This window comes from Stutzerimonas stutzeri KOS6 (assembly GCF_000307775.2).
GTDB classification, from domain to species: domain Bacteria; phylum Pseudomonadota; class Gammaproteobacteria; order Pseudomonadales; family Pseudomonadaceae; genus Stutzerimonas; species Stutzerimonas stutzeri_B.
Window position 1 is genome coordinate 836625 of sequence record NZ_KK020675.1, and the last position, 17104, is coordinate 853728.

The window sequence follows — 17104 nt, forward strand, 5'->3', positions numbered from 1 at the left end:
TAGTGATTGCAAATTTTGTATACAAAAGTATAATCCGAAAAGTCTTTCTGACCTTTCGGTCAACTACCGAAGCAGAAAGTGCCACATCACCCGCCCCTCGGGAGTTCTTACGCTCCGGGTGATATACAACAAGAACGATGAGGAATGCCCAGTGGAAAGCATCAAACCGAAAACTCAGACAGCGTCCTTGCAGCGCACTCCCCCCGCCTGGCTGGACCGCCTGTTCAAGCTCACCGAGCACCGCACCAGCATACGCACCGAACTGCTCGCCGGCGTGACGACCTTCGTCACCATGGCCTACATCATTTTCGTCAACCCGAACATCATGGCTGACGCCGGTGTCGATCACGGTGCGGCCTTCGTCGCGACCTGCATCGGCGCGGCGCTGGGCTGCCTGCTGATGGGCCTGTACGCCAACTGGCCGGTAGGCCTGGCACCCGGCATGGGGCTGAATGCCTTCTTCACCTATACCGTGGTCGGCGAGATGGGCTACAGCTGGCAGATCGCACTCGGCGCGGTGTTCATCTCCGGCGTGATGTTCATGATCATGAGCCTGTCGCGCATTCGCGAATGGCTGCTCAACAGCATTCCCATGAGCCTGCGCTTCGCCATGGGCGCCGGGGTCGGACTGTTCCTCGGGCTGATCGGCCTGAAGACCGCCGGCATCGTCGTCGACAGCCCGGCCACGCTGCTGACCATGGGCTCCTTCGCAGAACCTTCGGCGCTGCTGGCTGCGGTGTGCTTCCTGATGATCGCCGTGCTCAGCCATCGCAACGTGTTCGGCGCCATCCTCGTCAGCATGCTTGTGGTTACCGGCATCGGCTGGACGATGGGCCTGGTCGAGTACAACGGCCTGGTATCGATGCCGCCGAGCCTGGCACCAACCTGGCTGGCCATGGACATCGCCGGTGCGCTCAACGTGGCGATGGTCAGCGTGATCCTGGCTTTTCTCTTCGTGAACATGTTCGACACCGCCGGGACACTGATGGGCGTCGCTCATCGTGCCAACCTGGTGAACGAGGACGGCAAGATCGAAAACCTCTCGCGCGCATTGAAAGCCGACAGCAGCTCCAGCGTGATTGGTGCCTTCGTCGGTTGCCCGCCAGTGACCAGCTACGTGGAAAGCGCCGCGGGTGTTGCTGCTGGCGGCCGCACCGGCCTGACCGCAGTCACCGTCGGGGTGCTGTTTCTGTGTGCGATGTTCTTTGCTCCGCTGGCGGGCATGATTCCGGCTTACGCTACCGCCGGTGCCCTGATCTACGTAGCGATGCTGATGATGAGCGGCCTGGCCAATATCGACTGGAAGGACCACACCGATACCATCCCGGCAATCGTCACCGTGGTGATGATGCCACTGACCTTTTCCATCGCTAACGGCATCGCCCTGGGCTTCCTGACCTACGCGACGCTCAAGCTGTTGACCGGCCAGCGCGACAAGGTTTCCATCAGCCTGTACGTGCTGTGCGTGATCTTCATCGCCAAGTTCGCGTTCCTCTGAACCGGGCCGGCAGCGCCCGGCTCATTGACAGGCCTCACCGCTACGCGGTGGGGCCTTGGCGTTGGCCGAAGGAGGCCTCATGACCTTGGAAACATGGCTGCTGTTCGCCAGTGCGGCGCTGGTGGTTATCCTGATCCCGGGGCCGCTGTCGCTGCTGATGATCAGCAACAGCCTGAACTATGGTGTGCGCCGTTCCTGGCCAGCCTTCCTCGGCGGCGTGACCGCCTCCATCATCCTGCTCAGCGCATCGGCGCTGGGGCTCGGCGCACTGCTGATGGCCTCGGAGCGGCTGTTCAGCCTGCTCAAGCTGATTGGGGCACTGTATCTGTTCTATCTGGCCTGGCAGAGCTGGCAGGACGCCCGCCGCACGCCGACTACCCGCGAATTCGACACCTGCACCCACGCACCACGCTTCAGCCGGCTGTTCGGACGGGCGTTCCTCCTGGGCGGCAGCAATCCGAAGGACATCCTGTTCTTTGCGGCCTTCCTGCCCCAGTTTCTCAGTGCCGAGGGCGCCCTGCTGCCGCAGCTGCTGGTGATGGTCGCGACCTGGGCCATGCTGGATCTGCTTTGCAAGCTGGCCTACGGCCTGGGCGCGCAGGGTGCGGCACGCTACCTGCGCACCGGAAAGGGGCACGTGTGGTTCAACCGAACCAGTGCGGCACTGTTCGGGAGCGCGGGGGCGGCTTCGTTGTTAAGTCGATGAGGGCGTTGCACCCAGTCCATCGGCTGGGTGACAACCGATAAGGCCGAGCCCTGACTGCAAGTCAGGGTTCCATCGGCGCGACGCGTCCATAGCTGGGCAGGGCACAAGGATCGCCATGAGTGCGCCACGCCTCTTGCAGTAACGCCCCCCGCACGAACAGCACCACCCACCACGCATAAAAAACCCGCCATAACGGCGGGTAAGAAGGACCCAACAAGAGTCAGCACTGAAAGTGAACGGCCTCAGCTACCCCGATACGTCGAATAGCTGTACGGCGAAATCAGCAACGGCACGTGATAGTGATCCTGTCCGGCATCGATGCCAAAGCGCAGCACCACTTCATCCAGGAACGCCGGCTCGCCCAGTTTCACACCGCGGCCGCGGTAGTAGTCTCCGGCGTGAAAATGCAGCTGGTAGACACCGGACCGGTAAGCCTCGCCTTCCAGCAGCGGGCTGTCACAGCGGCCATCGGCATTGGTTTCACGGGTCACGACCAGAGTCAGACCCTGATCCTCGACACGATACAGCTCCACCTTGATTCCGCTGCCCGGGCAACCATGGGCGGCATCGAGTACATGTGTGGTCAAACGGCCCACGGGCACCTCCGCTTCGTTGAATGGAAACTGCCCCGAGCATAGCCATGCATCCTTTTACATTCAAGACAATTTCGATATATTTTTGTACACAATCTACGCAACAGCAATTGGCCCGTTCTCTGCAGGCAGCGGATGCCGCGTGGACTCACTGCCACACAGCACTGGGGAAATATCGAGAGGGATTCGATGAAGATCGCTATTTACAAACTGCACATCAATTTGTATACAATTCACCATCCGGTCATTTCATCACGACCTACCACACAGGAATCACCCCAGTGAGCGCCGACTACCCACGCGACCTGATCGGTTACGCCAGCAATCCACCGCACCCGCATTGGCCGGGCGATGCGCGTATCGCTCTGTCCTTCGTCCTCAACTACGAGGAAGGCGGCGAGCGCTGCGTGCTGCACGGCGACAAGGAATCCGAAGCCTTTCTTTCGGAAATGGTTTCTGCCCAGCCGTTTCAGGGCGTACGTCACATGAGCATGGAGTCGCTCTACGAATACGGCAGCCGCGCCGGCGTCTGGCGTCTGCTCAAGCTGTTCGACAAGCACGACATTCCGCTGACCATCTTCGCCGTGGCCATGGCCGCGCAACGTCACCCGGACGTGATCAAGGCGATGGTCGCCGATGGCCACGAGATCTGCAGCCACGGCTATCGCTGGATCGACTACCAGTACATGGATGAAGAGCAGGAACGCGAGCATATGCTCGAGGCCATCCGCATCCTCACCGAGATCACCGGCGAACGTCCGCTAGGCTGGTACACCGGCCGGACCGGGCCGAATACCCGGCGCCTGGTTCGTGAGGAAGGTGGCTTCCTCTACGACTCCGACACCTACGACGACGACCTGCCCTACTGGGATCCGGAATCGACGCCGGACAGACCGCACCTGGTGATTCCCTACACGCTGGACACCAACGACATGCGCTTTACCCAGGCGCAGGGTTTCAACAGTGGCGACGACTTCTTCACCTACCTCAAGGACGCCTTCGACGTGCTCTACGCCGAGGGCTGTGAAGGCGCGCCGAAAATGCTTTCCATCGGCATGCATTGCCGGTTGCTCGGCCGCCCGGCGCGCCTGGCATCGCTGGCCCGCTTCATCGATTACGTGAAGAGCCATGAGAAGGTCTGGTTCGCCCGCCGCGTCGATATCGCCCGCCATTGGCACGCCACCCACCCGCTTACCACGGAGCGCACCGTATGACCCCGTTCAAGACGATCAAGCCTTCGACCCTCGACCGCGACGCCTTCGTCGACGCCTTCGCCGATGTCTACGAGCATTCGCCCTGGGTCGCCGAAACCGTCTACCAAGCCGGTGTCGACGCGACGCTGGACCAGGTCGAGGTGATGCACACTCGCCTGTCCCAGACCATGCTGGCCGCGGACCACGATACGCAACTGGCCCTCGTCAATGCCCACCCGGATCTGGCTGGCAAGGCTGCCGTAAGAGGCGAACTGACCGCCGCCAGCACCTCCGAGCAGGCCGGTGCCGGCATCCATGAATGCACGCCCGAGGAGTTCGCCCGCTTCACCGAACTCAACGATGCCTACAAGGCGAAGTTCGGCTTCCCCTTCATCATGGCGGTCAAGGGCAGCAACCGGCACCAGATCCTCGCCGCGTTCGAGGAACGCATCCACAACAACCCCGAGCAGGAGTTCGCCCGGGCGCTGGCCGAAATCAACAAGATCGCCCTGTTCCGACTGCAGGCGATGTAACAGGCAACATCCGTAGCAAAGGCAGCAATCGACAGAAACCGCTTCTCTCAGCCAAGGCAGACGAGTCCATGAAAGCTTACGCCGTACCTTTCGAAAAATACGTCAACCTGGCCGATGCCCGCTTGGGCACTCGCGCCATCTCCGTCACCGACGACTGGTTCGCCGACGTCAACCGGTTGTTCCAGCCGACCCCGGCCGTATGGAAGGAGGGCGTGTTCGATGACAACGGCAAGTGGATGGACGGCTGGGAATCCCGCCGCAAGCGCTTCGAGGGCTTCGACCACGCGGTGATTCGTCTGGGCGTGCCGGGCTGGATCAAGGGCGTCGACATCGACACCAGCTTCTTTACCGGCAACTACCCGCCATCTGCCTCGCTGGAAGCCTGCTTCATCGCTGAAGGCGACCCGACCGACGACACCGTCTGGACGGAAATCCTTCCGGCGGTCGAACTGCAGGGCAACAGCCATCACCACCACGAGATCGCCTTCGACAAGCCAGTCAGCCACCTGCGCTTCAACATCTATCCGGACGGCGGTGTCGCGCGCCTGCGCGTACACGGCATTCCGTTCCGCGACTGGAGCAGCATCGGCGACAACGAACAGATCGACCTGGCGGCGGCGCTCAACGGTGGCCGTGCCCTGGCCTGCTCCGACGAGCACTTCGGGCGCATGAGCAACATCCTCAACCCGGGCCGCGGCATCAACATGGGCGACGGCTGGGAAACTGCACGCCGCCGCACACCGGGTAACGACTGGGTCATCGTCGCGCTGGGGCATCCGGGCGAGATCGAACGCATCGTCGTCGACACGCTGCACTTCAAGGGCAACTACCCGGACAGCTGCAACATCCAGGCGGCCTACGTGAAGGGCGGTACAGACAGCCAGATCGAGACCCAGAGCCTGTTCTGGCGCGAATTGCTGCCGAGCCAGAAGCTGGAAATGCACGCCGAACACGAGTTCAGCGAGCAGATTGCCAAGCTCGGCCCGATCACCCACGTACGCCTGAACATCTTCCCGGACGGCGGCGTCAGCCGGCTGCGCCTGTTCGGCAAGGTGGCTAAGTAACAGTTGTAGGGTGGGCTTCAGCCCACTGAAAACCAGCCCCGCAATGGCGCGGGGCTACAACGCATAATTCTGGCAACGAGAACCGCATGCGCACACTGACCATAGAACCGCTGACCAAGGATGCCTTCGCCCCCTTCGGCGACGTCATCGAAACCGAAGGCAGCGAGTACTTCATGATCAACAACGGCTCCACACGTCGCTACCACAAGCTGGCCGCGGTGGAGACGGCGCAGCCCGATGACAGCGCAATCATCAGCATCTTCGCCGCCGAAGCGCTGCAGATGCCGCTGGCCATCCGTATGCTCGAACGTCATCCGCTGGGCAGCCAGGCTTTCATTCCGCTGCTCGGCAACCCCTTTCTGGTCGTGGTCGCGCCGGTTGGCGATGCACCTGTACCGGGCCACGTCCGCGCCTTCGTCAGCAATGGCAGGCAGGGCGTCAATTACCACCGCGGCGTCTGGCACCACCCGGTGCTGACGATCGAAAAGCGGGATGAATTCCTGGTGGTCGATCGCAGCGGTTCTGGCAACAACTGCGACGAGTACTTCTTTCCGGAGGATCAACAACTCCTCCTCGACCCCCAACGGGAATCGACATGAGCGCTGCTGTGCTCAAGCCGGCTCCAAATAAGAAGAAATACGGCGGCCTGCAGGCCGCAAGAGGTGCATGACAAATGGACGCTCATTTGACCGAATGGCTGAACCTGGGAATTCGCTGGATACACATGATCGTCGGCATAGCCTGGATCGGTGCTTCCTTCTATTTCGTCTGGCTGGAGAACAATCTCAACCGCAGTAACCCGCGTGAAGGTCTGTCGGGTGACCTGTGGGCCATCCACGGTGGCGGTATTTACCACCTGGAGAAGTACAAGCTGGCCCCACCGCAAATGCCGGAGAACCTGCACTGGTTCAAATGGGAGGCCTATACGACCTGGCTGTCGGGTGTGGCGCTGTTGATGGTGGTCTACTACCTCAACCCGAGCCTGTACCTGATCGCACCGGGTAGCGACCTGGCGCCGGCCATGGCCATCGCCATCGGCTTCGGCTCGCTGATCGTCGGCTGGTTCGTCTACGCCCTGCTGTGCGACTCGCCCCTGGGCAAGACGCCTGCCCTGCTCGGCCTGGTGCTGTTCATCCTGGTGATCGCCGCCTGCTGGGGCTACTCGCAGATCTTCAGTGGCCGCGCTGCCTACATCCACACCGGTGCGCTGATCGGCACCATCATGGTCGGCAACGTCTTCCGCGTCATCATGCCGGCACAGCGCGCGCTGGTGACAGCCATCGAGCAGAACCGCACGCCCGATCCGGTACTGCCGGCCAAGGGCCTGCTGCGCTCGCGGCACAACAACTACTTCACCCTGCCGGTGCTGTTCATCATGATCAGCAACCACTTCCCCAGCACGTACGGCAGCCAGTACAACTGGCTCATCCTCGCCGCACTCGGCGCGCTGTCGGTGCTGGTAAGGCACTACTTCAACACCCGCCACGCCGGCAACCGCTTCGCCTGGGCACTGCCCGCCGCGGCATTGGGGATGATCTGCCTGGCCTTCGTCACCGCGCCGAATCGCCAGCCTGCCGCTGCGAACCCGGCCGCGACCTCGCCGGAGCAGGCCGCCGCCAGCGCACAGCGCAACAGCGGCGCAGAAAGCTCCGAGTTCGCCAAGGTGCGCAAGGTGATCGACGAGCGCTGCAGCGTATGCCATGCGGCACAGCCGAGCAGCCCGCTGTTCAGTGCCGCTCCGGCCGGGGTGATGTTCGATACGCCCGAGCAGATTCGTCAGCAAGCCGCCAAGATCCATGCACAGGCCGTAGCAAGCCAGATCATGCCTCTGGGTAACATGACCGGCATGACCCAGGATGAGCGCGATCTGCTCGGCGCCTGGATCGACAAGGGCGCGCCCATCGACTGATGCGCCCGCGCCGCGCCGGACAGGCGCGGCGTTCTCCCGCCTACACGCTGCGCCCCGTCGGACAGGGCAGGTCCGGCAGAGCCTTTGCCGGCTTCGACCTGCCAGCACGAGGCCGCAGCGCACGCGTGCCTCGGACAACCAGCGAACAGCCCCCAGCAGAGCTGCCTATTCGCTGACATCCCGTTAAAATGCCGCGCCCCCCCTCGACACCGGACGCCGCCCCCGTGATTGAAGCCAGCTGGATCGCCTTCGCCTTCGTTCTCGGGCTGCTCGCCCGTTTCATCGGCCTGCCGCCCCTGATCGGCTATCTGGGCGCCGGCTTTGCACTCGCTGCGGCAGGCGACTACGTAGGCGTCGACCACGACGACAGCATCATTCTCGACCACCTGGCACACCTTGGCGTGCTCCTGCTGCTGTTCACCGTCGGGCTCAAACTCAAGCTCGGCAATCTGGTGCGGCGCGAAGTCATTGGCGGCAGCCTGCTGCACTTCTTCATTTCCAGCGTGCTGGTGATGCCGGCGATTCTGCTGATCCTCGACAGCAGCTGGCAGGAAGCGATGCTGCTGGCCATCGCACTGTCATTTTCCAGTACCGTGCTGGCGGCCAAGGTGCTGGAAAGCAAGCGCGAACTGCGCGCCTTCCACGGCCGCGTTGCCATCGGCGTGCTGATCATTCAGGACCTGATCGCCCTCGTGGTCATGAGCCTTGCAGCCGGCAAGGTACCTTCCGCCTGGGCACTGCTGGTGTTTCTGCTGCCGCTGCTGCGGCCCGTGCTGTTCCGCCTGCTCGATGCCAGCGGACACGAGGAACTGATGGTGCTGCTCGGCCTGATGCTCGCGCTGGTGGTTGGCGGCTACGGTTTCGAGACGCTGGGGCTGAGCTCCGAACTGGGTGCGCTGGCCTTCGGCGCCATGCTCGCCAAACACAAGCGCGCCAGCGAATTGTCCAACTCGTTGTGGGCGATCAAGGAAGTGTTCCTGGTAGGTTTCTTTCTCAAGATCGGAATCGGCGGGCTGCCAGATGCCGATGCCCTGTGGTTCGCCTTTGCCATGGCCCTGCTGCTGCCGCTCAAGGCCGTGCTGTTCTTCGGCTTGTTCGTCGCCTTCCGCCTGCGCGCGCGCAGCGCCTTCCTCAGCGCCGCCAGCCTGACGAACTACAGCGAGTTCGGCCTGATCGTCGCCAGCGTGGTGCTGCCGCAATGGCTGATGCCGCTGGCGATCACCGTGGCGTTTTCGTTCATCATCTCGGCGCAGATCAACCGTATCGCCCACCCGCTTTACGAACGCCTCGCGCCGCGGCTGATCCGCTGCGAGCGCAACATTCGCCACCCCGACGAGCAACCGGTATCGCTCGGCGACGCGCGCATCCTGATCATGGGCATGGGACGGACCGGGCGCGCGGCCTACGACTATCTGGCGCGCAAAGGTTTCAACCTGGTCAGCCTGGACTCCGACCCGGTGATGGTGGAGAAGAACACCGCCGAAGGCCGCCACATTCTATTCGCCGATGCCGAAGACCAGATGTTCTGGCAGAACCTGGAAATGAACGGCGTCGAGGCAGTGATCCTGGCGATGAACGATCCCGAAGCCAAGATCATTTCCACCCGCAAGTTGCGCGCAAGCGGCTTCGGCGGCCTGATCGTGTCGCACGCCATGTACGAAGACATCGCCCAGCGCATCCAGGAGGCTGGCGCCGACCGCACTTACCTGACCATGAGCGAAGCCGGTGCGGGCCTGGCCGAGAACGTTGCCCGGGCGCTGCAAACGCCGCGTTGATGATTGCTCGAACCGCGCTCGCTGCTGCGCTGGGCGTGCCGCCAATTTTATTGTGCACAATTTTGTTATTTATTGTTTATTTGCCTGTCTACAGATTGTTATAGTCGCAGCATCCTGACCGAACGATCAATTTCGCCAGTCAGTGACAGAGGTGCCGTGAAGCCTCGAAAGCCCATGACCGTACAACAACAAATGGCAGGCTTAACAATGACCGCAACCGAAAACAGGAGCGGCGGCGCTCCACAGGCGAATCAGGACCTCATCTATCAGCTCGATGATCGTCCCGGCCCGCTGCCCGCGACATTTGCCGCCCTGCAGCATGTGCTGGCCAGCTTCGTTGGCATCATCACCCCCACGCTGATCGTCGGCAGTGTGCTCGGCCTCAATCAATACGTCCCCTACCTCGTCAGCATGGCGCTGTTCGTCTCCGGCCTCGGCACCTTCGTCCAGGCCAGGCGCTTCGGCCCCATCGGCTCCGGACTGCTATGCCTGCAAGGCACCAGCTTCGGCTTCCTGAGTGCGATTCTCAGTGCAGGCTTCATCGTCAAGGCACGCGGCGGTACACCGGAGGAAATTCTCGCCACGCTGTTCGGCGTGAGCTTCTGCGCGGCGTTCGTGGAGATTGCCTTCAGCCAATGCATCAACAAGTTGAGGCGAGTGATCACCCCGGTGGTCACCGGCACCATCATCTGCCTGATGGGGCTGTCGTTGATCAAGGTGGCCATGACCGATATCGCCGGCGGTTACGGTGCCGAGGATCTCGGCGCGCTGCCCAACCTGGCGCTGGCCGGACTGGTGATCGGCATCATCGTGGTGCTCAACCGTTTCCCCTGGCCGGTCCTGCGCCTGTCGGCGGTCATCGTCGCACTCACCGCGGGCTATCTGGCGGCCTGGTCCATGGGCAAGGTGGACTTCACCGGGCTGGGCGAACTGCCACTACTGAGCGTGCCGCAACCGTTCCGCTTCGGCTTCGCCTTCGACTGGATGGCCTTCATCCCGATCGCTGTCATCTTCCTGATCACCCCGCTGGAAACCGCTGGTGACCTCACCGCCAACTCGATGATCTCGCGCCAGCCGGTACGCGGGCCGGTATACCTGCGGCGAATCAAATCGGGGATCCTCGCCGATGGCTGCAGCTCGGCGGTCGCCGCGGTGTTCAACAGCCTGCCGATGACCACGTTCAGCCAGAACAACGGCGTCATCCAGCTCACCGGCGTCGCCAGCCGCTATGTCGGCTTTTACATCGCGGCCATTCTGGTGCTGCTGGGGCTGTTTCCCGCCGTCGGCGGCGTACTGCAGCTGATGCCCAAACCGGTACTCGGTGGAGCCACCCTGATCATGTTCGGCACCGTGGCCATCGCCGGTATCAAGATCCTTGCCGAAGCCGGCCTGCATCGACGCAACATGCTGATCGTGTCGATTTCCCTCGGCCTCGGGCTGGGCGTGGCCGGCGTGCCGGAAGTACTGAGCGCGATGCCCGATGTATTGAAGAACATATTCGGCTCGCCAATCACCATCGGTGCCTTTAGCGCCATCCTGCTCAATCTGTTTCTGCCGCGTGAGCCCAGTGAACTGGATGCGTTCGATCCCGAGGAGCTGATCGAGGATTCCATCGGCACCAATACGCTTTCAGTGAACATCCCTGACTACCAGCAGGGCAACCGCGAAAGCTGCGACGCCATGCCGCGGCCTGCCAAGGCCAATTCCACCAGCTGAACGGCGCACTACTCGCTTCACGCCGTACCGGCCTTGCACCAGAATACGCGCCGGTCGGGCACGGCCTCGCCAACAAAAACACAAAGGAACCATCCCATGCATTACAAAACTGCCCCACTCTGCCTCGTCATCACCGGCACGCTGCTCGCAACCCCGGCGCTGGCCGGCGACCTGATCCACTGGCATAGCAACAGCCTGACCTATCTGTACGGCAAGGATTACAAGGTTGACTCGCCGATCCAGCAGACCGTTACCTTCGAGCATGTCAACGGCTGGAAGTACGGCGACACGTTCCTCTTCCTCGACTCGATCCACTTCAATGGCAAGGGCAACGACAGCGGCAACGACGACAGCACCTTCTACGGCGAATTCTCGCCGCGCCTGTCGTTCGGCAAGATCTTCCAGCGTGACCTGAGCTTCGGCCCGATCAAGGACGTGCTGGTCGCCATGACCTACGAGTTTGGCGAAGACGACGTCGAGACCTACATGATCGGCCCGGGCTTCGACCTGGACGTTCCCGGCTTCGACTACGTCTCGGTGAACGTCTACCACCGCGACACCGACGGCGACCGCGCCGGCGACGGCGTCTGGCAGGTCACTCCGGTGTGGGGCTACACGCTGCCGGTGGGTAACTCCGACATCCTCATCGACGGCTTCATCGACTGGGTGGTGGACAACGATCGCAACGCCCGTGGCGATGAGTACCACGCCAACCTCCACTTCAACCCGCAGATCAAATACGACCTGGGCAAGGCTCTGAACTGGGGCGAGAAGCAGCTCTACGTCGGTATCGAATACGACTACTGGTCCAACAAGTACGGTATCGAAGACGGTGGGTTCGTCAGCGAAAACTTCGTCGGCAAAACCGACCAGAACACCTTCAGCGCCATCGTCAAGGCGCATTTCTGATCGAACCGGCCGGGGCTCCTGCCCCGGCCACCCTGCTTCATCCTCCCGCTTCGCTTCCTGCTTCATCCTCCCCATGCATCCCATCCTCCTCGCCCCCTGTCGACCGTCGTCCCCGATCGGCAAGCCTGCTTGATCATTGGCCGAGCGGTATTCACGAGCCGAGCTGCTCGGCGTACCTGGCGCACATCGCAACAACGTCCACGACGTCAGCAAACGAGGTCGCCGTCAGATCATCGTGGCAGCTCACGCTGAGCCCCAACCAGGCGTGGTACGGCAACCTGATCCATATCTGGGCGGGTGACCGCTGGGTCTGCCTGGCGGCAGTCATGGAGCCGTCTACGCGCCGCATCGCGGGTTGGCGCTCTCCAATCGCCCCGACTGGCAGCTCGCAACGCCCCGCTTTGCGCGCGGCCTCTGAGTCACGTGCTCGTCCGCAGCAGCCGACGTTCATGCTGACCAAGGCTGCCCGTTACACCCATCGAGTTCCGGCAGGGATAACGCACCGATAGAGCGCTTATTCAGGAGTCTGAAAACAAAGTGGATGCCGGAACACGGCCATGCTTGCCAGGGTCAGGCTGAGGCGCAGATGCTGCGTTACCTGAAGAACGACCACGATCATCTGCGGCCAGGCAGCTACATCGGGCATCAAACGCCAGTTGAAGACGAGTCACCGGCCTCTGAACCAGTGCCCAGAATTTGTTGACCCGCCGTCCCTGGCGCAGCAGGTCGATGCCTCAAAGGCGGAAATTGCCCATCTGCCGCCCCAGGTCCTCGGCCAGTCGCGACAGCGCCTGGCAGTCGGCTCTGCAGTTCTGCACATCGACCGCAGTGGCCTGGGCCAGATCGGCGATACCCTGCACGTTCTGGGTGATCTCCTCGGTGACGCTGGTCTGCTCCTCGGTGGCAGCCGCAACCTGAATGTTCATGTCGTTGATCGCATCCACCTGCGCGGTGATCGCACCCAGCGACTGGCCGGTGCGCTGGCTGGCCTGCACACCGGTACCCGTGGAGGCCTGCCCGGCGAGCATCGCGCCGACAGCAGTCTCGGTGCCGTTCTTCAGACGCTGGATCATCTGCTGGATTTCGTCGGTAGAGGCCTGGGTTCGACTGGCCAGGGTCCGCACTTCATCGGCCACCACGGCGAACCCACGCCCCATCTCGCCGGCCCGAGCAGCCTCGATGGCGGCATTGAGTGCCAGCAGGTTGGTCTGCTCGGAGATGCTGCGAATCACCGCCAGCACCTGGTCGATGGACGCGACCTGCTGAGCCAGATCGGTGACCGACTCGGCGGCACTGCCTATCTCGCCGGACATCCTTTCAATATGGACAATCGATTCACTGACCACCTCGCGAGCCTCCATCGCCTCGCCGCGCGCACTTTGCGAAGCCTGCGCGGCACTGTTGGCGTTGCGGGCGATCTCCTGCACGGTCAGGCCCATTTCATGCACGGCGGTGGCAACCATGTCGGTCATTTCGTGCTGACGCCCGGCGCGGGTCGCGGTGTTGTCCACCACCTGGGCCACCTGCCCTATCGCGGTACGCAGTTGCTGACTGGTGTTCAGCACATCGCCGATCAACTCACGCTGGCTGTCGATGAAGCGGTTGAAGCCACGCGAAAGATCACCCAATTCGTCGGCGCGGTCTTCATCCAGGCGCCGCGTAAGGTCGCCGCCGCCACCACCGATTTCTACCAGCGCGTTGGTCACCTGACGAATCGGCTTCACCAGCCCGCGGGCCAACAGTACCACCAGTCCGAGAAAGAACAGGGCAATACAGGCCGCAACCAGGCTGATGGTCCACAACGTACGGCGTGCCTCGACGAAGATTTCCGCTTCCGGGACCTCGCTTACCAACACCCAGCCAAGGGTTTCCAATGGCTGGGCGATGGCCAGGAACGTCTCACCGTTGCGCTCGTAACGCACCGCCTCGCTGGAACCGCCAAGCAGCGTTCGCGCGGCTTCGCTACCCACCAGGGCGCCGAGTTCGGTTCGATCATTGTGCTCGGTATCCGGGTGTACCTTGATCCGACCATCCCCACTGACTAGATAGACTTCGCCGTGCTCGCCGAAACGAAAATTGCTGACCAGCTCGGACATGCTTTTCAGGCTGAAGCCCAACCCCGCCACCCCCAGCGTCTTGCCAGCGGACTCGATGCGCTGGTTGATGAACAGGGTCGGCTGACGTGTGGTCTTTTCGATGTCGATGTCGAAGCGCTGATCGATACCACTGTCGACCAGGCTGTAAAACCAGCCATCGCCAGCTGCAGCTCTGTCCAGCGTGCGCGACAGCCCGGTCTCGGAGTAATAATTGCCGCTTCCAAGCACCGCGATCGAAGTGGTCAAGGCCCCCTCCTGCTGCTTGACGCCGTTCAGGTAGCGGCCAATGGCATCGGCCCCGATCCCCGACTCACCGCTACGCAGCCAATCGTGCACCAGGGTATTGCTGGCAATACCAGCGGTTGCGGTGATCGGTGCCATCAGAGTGCGTTCGATATCGTTACGGATCGAGGCGATCGTGGCCGGTAGCGCTCGGCCTACCAGGTATGCTTCAGCCAGCCGATTGACAGCCGATGAATAGACAAGGATGACAATCAGAATGCTGGCGAGCAGGGCTGCCCCCATGCTGACGATCAATTGCCATTGGATACTGCGTCGCATGAAGGACATTGCCATAACCTCATTGAAAGCTTCGAAGGTGTACACAATATTACATTGATATGTATACGCTCATGCAAACCTGGCACTAATACTCTATCGACCCGGAAATCCGGATCTTTATGACCATTGGGCGGAACGGTGGCTATCAGCGCCAGCTGCGAGCCCGTACTGCAGTCTAGAATTCGGCGGGCAGCGTGCCGCCCACAGAACGGCAGGAACAGTCGATGGCGCTACTGACCCTGAAGCAGGGCTCTCTTCTTCCAATCCTCGCCCTGATCATCGGGCTGGGTTTCGGAATCAGCAGCCTTGCCAGCTATTACACCTCCCGTGAAATCATCCGCCAAAGCATCATCGGCACGGAGCTACCGCTGACGGCAGACGTCATTTCCGGAGAAATCCAGAAGGATCTGGTCCGCCTGGTTCAGGTGTCGGCCGCCATGGCCGAAGAACCGTTCGTCCTCGACTGGCTGGAACAGGGCGAATCCAACGCGGCGCTGATCAGCCGTTATCTGCAAGCCATCCAGCAGCGCCACGACACCTCGACCGCATTCTTCGCCTCTCAGGCGTCGCAGACCTACTACACCAACGGCTCCGTACAAACGATGGAACCCGGTGACCCAGCAGATCACTGGTTCTATCGCTTCGAGCAAAGCGGCACGCCCTGGGAAATCGTCGTCGATGCCAAGCGGCTGATCCTGTTCATCAACTACCGAGTCACGGGGTCCGATGGCAGCTTCCGCGGAGTGGCCGGTGTTGGCCTTACGCTCGAGCGAATGGTCGGATTGATCGACACCTACCAGCGCCACTATCAGCGCAACATCTACTTCGTCGATGCACAGCGCCGCATCGCCATGAGCGGCCAGCAGGGCGGGCCGGACGGCCAGCCACGCCAGACGGCGCTGGATGATATTCCAGGCCTGGCGGACCTCAACCAGCAACTGCCCCAGCTTCGCCCCGGCTCTTTCGCTTACCGGAGCCAGGGCGAGCAGCATTTCATCAACATCCGCCATATCCCGGAGCTGGGCTGGTTTTTGATGGTCGACAAGCAGGAGAACGGCGTCATGGCCCCCGTGCGGCGCGCGCTATGGATAAATCTGATGATCTGCTTCAGCGTGACTGCCACCGTGCTGTTTCTGGTGAGCGTGATCAGTCGTGGCTATCTGCAGCGCATCGAAACCATGGCGACTCACGATGCCCTGACCGGGCGGCTTAACCGCCACGGTTTCGGCCTGATTGCCGAACACGCCGTAGTGGAAGCCAGGCGACACGCCAGCAGCCTGTGCGTACTGATACTGGACATCGATCACTTCAAACGCCTCAACGACCAGCATGGCCATCTCGCCGGCGACTCGGTCCTGCGCCACTTCGCCGAGCTTCTCGCGCGGCAGGTCCGACAGGCCGATCTGGTGTCCCGCTGGGGCGGCGAAGAATTCGTGGTGCTGTTCAAGGACACCGAACTCGACACCGCCGCTTCGTTGGCGGAACGAATCCGCGCCGCGACCGAAGCCGAACGCTTCGAATTCGAGGGCAATCGCCTGGAGGTCACGGTAAGCATTGGCGCGGCTCGCCTGCCCCCCAGCGGTGCACTGGAGGACGTGTTGCATGATGCGGACCAGGCGCTCTACCGGGCGAAGAACGGCGGGCGCAACCGGGTATGCCTGGCGACGACGGCGATGCAGCCATGACGCGTCTCCGCCGCCTGGTTCGGCATCCTAGCGGTCAGCCTCACGTTTGCGCTTCTGCCGCTCCAGAAAGTCGATTTTCCACTGTTCCATTCCGATGTACTCGGACGACAGGTTTGCCTCGACCTGATGTCTGTCCTTGAGCGCAGTGATCTCGGCCTGTTGTTCGTCGAGAAAACGGTCGAAGCGCTCGATCAGTTCCCGATGCTCAATACTGGAAAGATTGAACGTAGCACGGGTATGAGGAAGCCCGGCATCGAACACCAGCGCACCCGGCCTGGCGCGCACGTTATTGAGGTAGTAGGCCGCCACCACGACATTGTAGTAGGCGCCTTCAGCGTCCCTGCGCAGCACCTGCCGTACCATGCGTGGCAGCCCCTTGCTACTGACCACTTGCACCCGATTCGCACCGATCAGCTCTTCGAAGCCCCGCGGCGACCAGCCATCCACCACCGCCAGACGTCTGAGCTCATCGAGGCCCAGCCCTGCTCGGCGCGGCATCACCATCACACCATCGACATAGTTCACCACGGGCTGACTGTAATGCAGGTTGCGTCCGGTCTTTGCCTGGGGCGACCAGTTCGGATTATCCGGATACTTGGCGTCGATCTCACCGGCAAGCAGCGCAGGCAACAGAACGTCAGCGGGCATGACGCGGAACACCAAGCGTACCCCGCTATGGGTGGCGAAACGGTCGAAAAGCTCTCGCGTGAAGCCTTTGAAATTGCCGTTGGCATCGCCACTGTAATGCGGCAGGAACTCAGCCTGTTCGACTCCGATCACATAGGCCGTCTCCGCTACCGCGGGGATTGAACAGGTCAACAAAAGAGAAGCAAGAAAGCCTTTCATCGAAACTCCGTGCAAAGGGT

Annotated in this window: 14 protein-coding genes; 11 read left to right on the forward strand and 3 right to left on the reverse strand. The window is 61.9% G+C overall.

The window, feature by feature from the left end; genetic code table 11:
* The first annotated feature begins 151 nt into the window (after positions 1–151).
* Together B597_RS27865 and B597_RS27870 are read left to right on the forward strand one after the other, a co-directional pair.
* The gene (locus B597_RS27865; protein WP_024161709.1) at positions 152–1498 is read left to right on the forward strand and encodes an NCS2 family permease; all 1347 of its coding nucleotides are present in this window, start codon (positions 152–154) and stop codon (positions 1496–1498) included.
* Positions 1499–1577: 79 nt separating this feature from the next.
* Positions 1578–2204 (forward strand): LysE family translocator, encoded by a 627-nt coding sequence (locus B597_RS27870; RefSeq protein WP_003296066.1) that lies wholly within the window; start codon positions 1578–1580, stop codon positions 2202–2204.
* Between the two features lie 242 nt (positions 2205–2446).
* Here the strand turns inward: B597_RS27870 and uraH are convergent, their stop codons facing one another.
* A complete protein-coding gene (uraH, locus tag B597_RS27875) occupies positions 2447–2800 on the reverse strand; it encodes a hydroxyisourate hydrolase (RefSeq protein WP_003296067.1) in 354 nt (117 codons plus the stop codon).
* A gap of 278 nt (positions 2801–3078) precedes the next feature.
* Here uraH and puuE point away from each other — a divergent pair, with 278 nt between their 5' ends.
* From puuE to B597_RS27915, 8 genes are all read left to right on the forward strand, one after another.
* On the forward strand, positions 3079–4011 hold the full coding sequence (gene puuE, locus B597_RS27880; protein WP_003296068.1) for an allantoinase PuuE: 933 nt from the start codon (positions 3079–3081) through the stop codon (positions 4009–4011).
* A complete protein-coding gene (uraD, locus tag B597_RS27885) occupies positions 4008–4523 on the forward strand; it encodes a 2-oxo-4-hydroxy-4-carboxy-5-ureidoimidazoline decarboxylase (protein ID WP_003296069.1) in 516 nt (171 codons plus the stop codon). Before puuE ends, uraD begins: the two co-directional genes overlap by 4 nt.
* A gap of 68 nt (positions 4524–4591) precedes the next feature.
* Positions 4592–5587, forward strand: a complete 996-nt coding sequence (gene alc / locus B597_RS27890) for an allantoicase (protein WP_003296070.1) — start codon at positions 4592–4594, stop codon at positions 5585–5587.
* Between the two features lie 86 nt (positions 5588–5673).
* The gene (locus tag B597_RS27895) at positions 5674–6186 is read left to right on the forward strand and encodes an ureidoglycolate lyase (RefSeq protein WP_003296071.1); all 513 of its coding nucleotides are present in this window, start codon (positions 5674–5676) and stop codon (positions 6184–6186) included.
* A 74-nt stretch (positions 6187–6260) separates the two neighbouring features.
* Positions 6261–7496, forward strand: coding sequence for a urate hydroxylase PuuD (locus B597_RS27900; RefSeq protein WP_003296073.1), 1236 nt, complete (start codon positions 6261–6263; stop codon positions 7494–7496).
* Between the two features lie 224 nt (positions 7497–7720).
* Positions 7721–9271: a cation:proton antiporter family protein gene (locus tag B597_RS27905; protein WP_003296074.1), complete on the forward strand. Its 1551-nt coding sequence runs from the start codon at positions 7721–7723 to the stop codon at positions 9269–9271.
* A gap of 207 nt (positions 9272–9478) precedes the next feature.
* Positions 9479–10987, forward strand: a complete 1509-nt coding sequence (locus tag B597_RS27910; RefSeq protein WP_024161710.1) for a uracil-xanthine permease family protein — start codon at positions 9479–9481, stop codon at positions 10985–10987.
* A 96-nt stretch (positions 10988–11083) separates the two neighbouring features.
* A complete protein-coding gene (locus B597_RS27915; RefSeq protein ID WP_003296079.1) occupies positions 11084–11896 on the forward strand; it encodes an outer membrane protein OmpK in 813 nt (270 codons plus the stop codon).
* Between the two features lie 734 nt (positions 11897–12630).
* Here B597_RS27915 and B597_RS27925 read toward each other — a convergent pair.
* Positions 12631–14562: a methyl-accepting chemotaxis protein gene (locus B597_RS27925; protein ID WP_024161712.1), complete on the reverse strand. Its 1932-nt coding sequence runs from the start codon at positions 14560–14562 to the stop codon at positions 12631–12633.
* A 215-nt stretch (positions 14563–14777) separates the two neighbouring features.
* Here B597_RS27925 and B597_RS27930 point away from each other — a divergent pair, with 215 nt between their 5' ends.
* Entirely contained in the window at positions 14778–16238 is a 1461-nt protein-coding gene (locus B597_RS27930; protein ID WP_003296084.1) for a sensor domain-containing diguanylate cyclase, read from the forward strand.
* Positions 16239–16265: 27 nt separating this feature from the next.
* Here B597_RS27930 and B597_RS27935 read toward each other — a convergent pair whose 3' ends face one another.
* Positions 16266–17084, reverse strand: a complete 819-nt coding sequence (locus B597_RS27935) for a substrate-binding periplasmic protein (protein WP_024161713.1) — start codon at positions 17082–17084, stop codon at positions 16266–16268.
* Positions 17085–17104 lie beyond the last annotated feature (20 nt).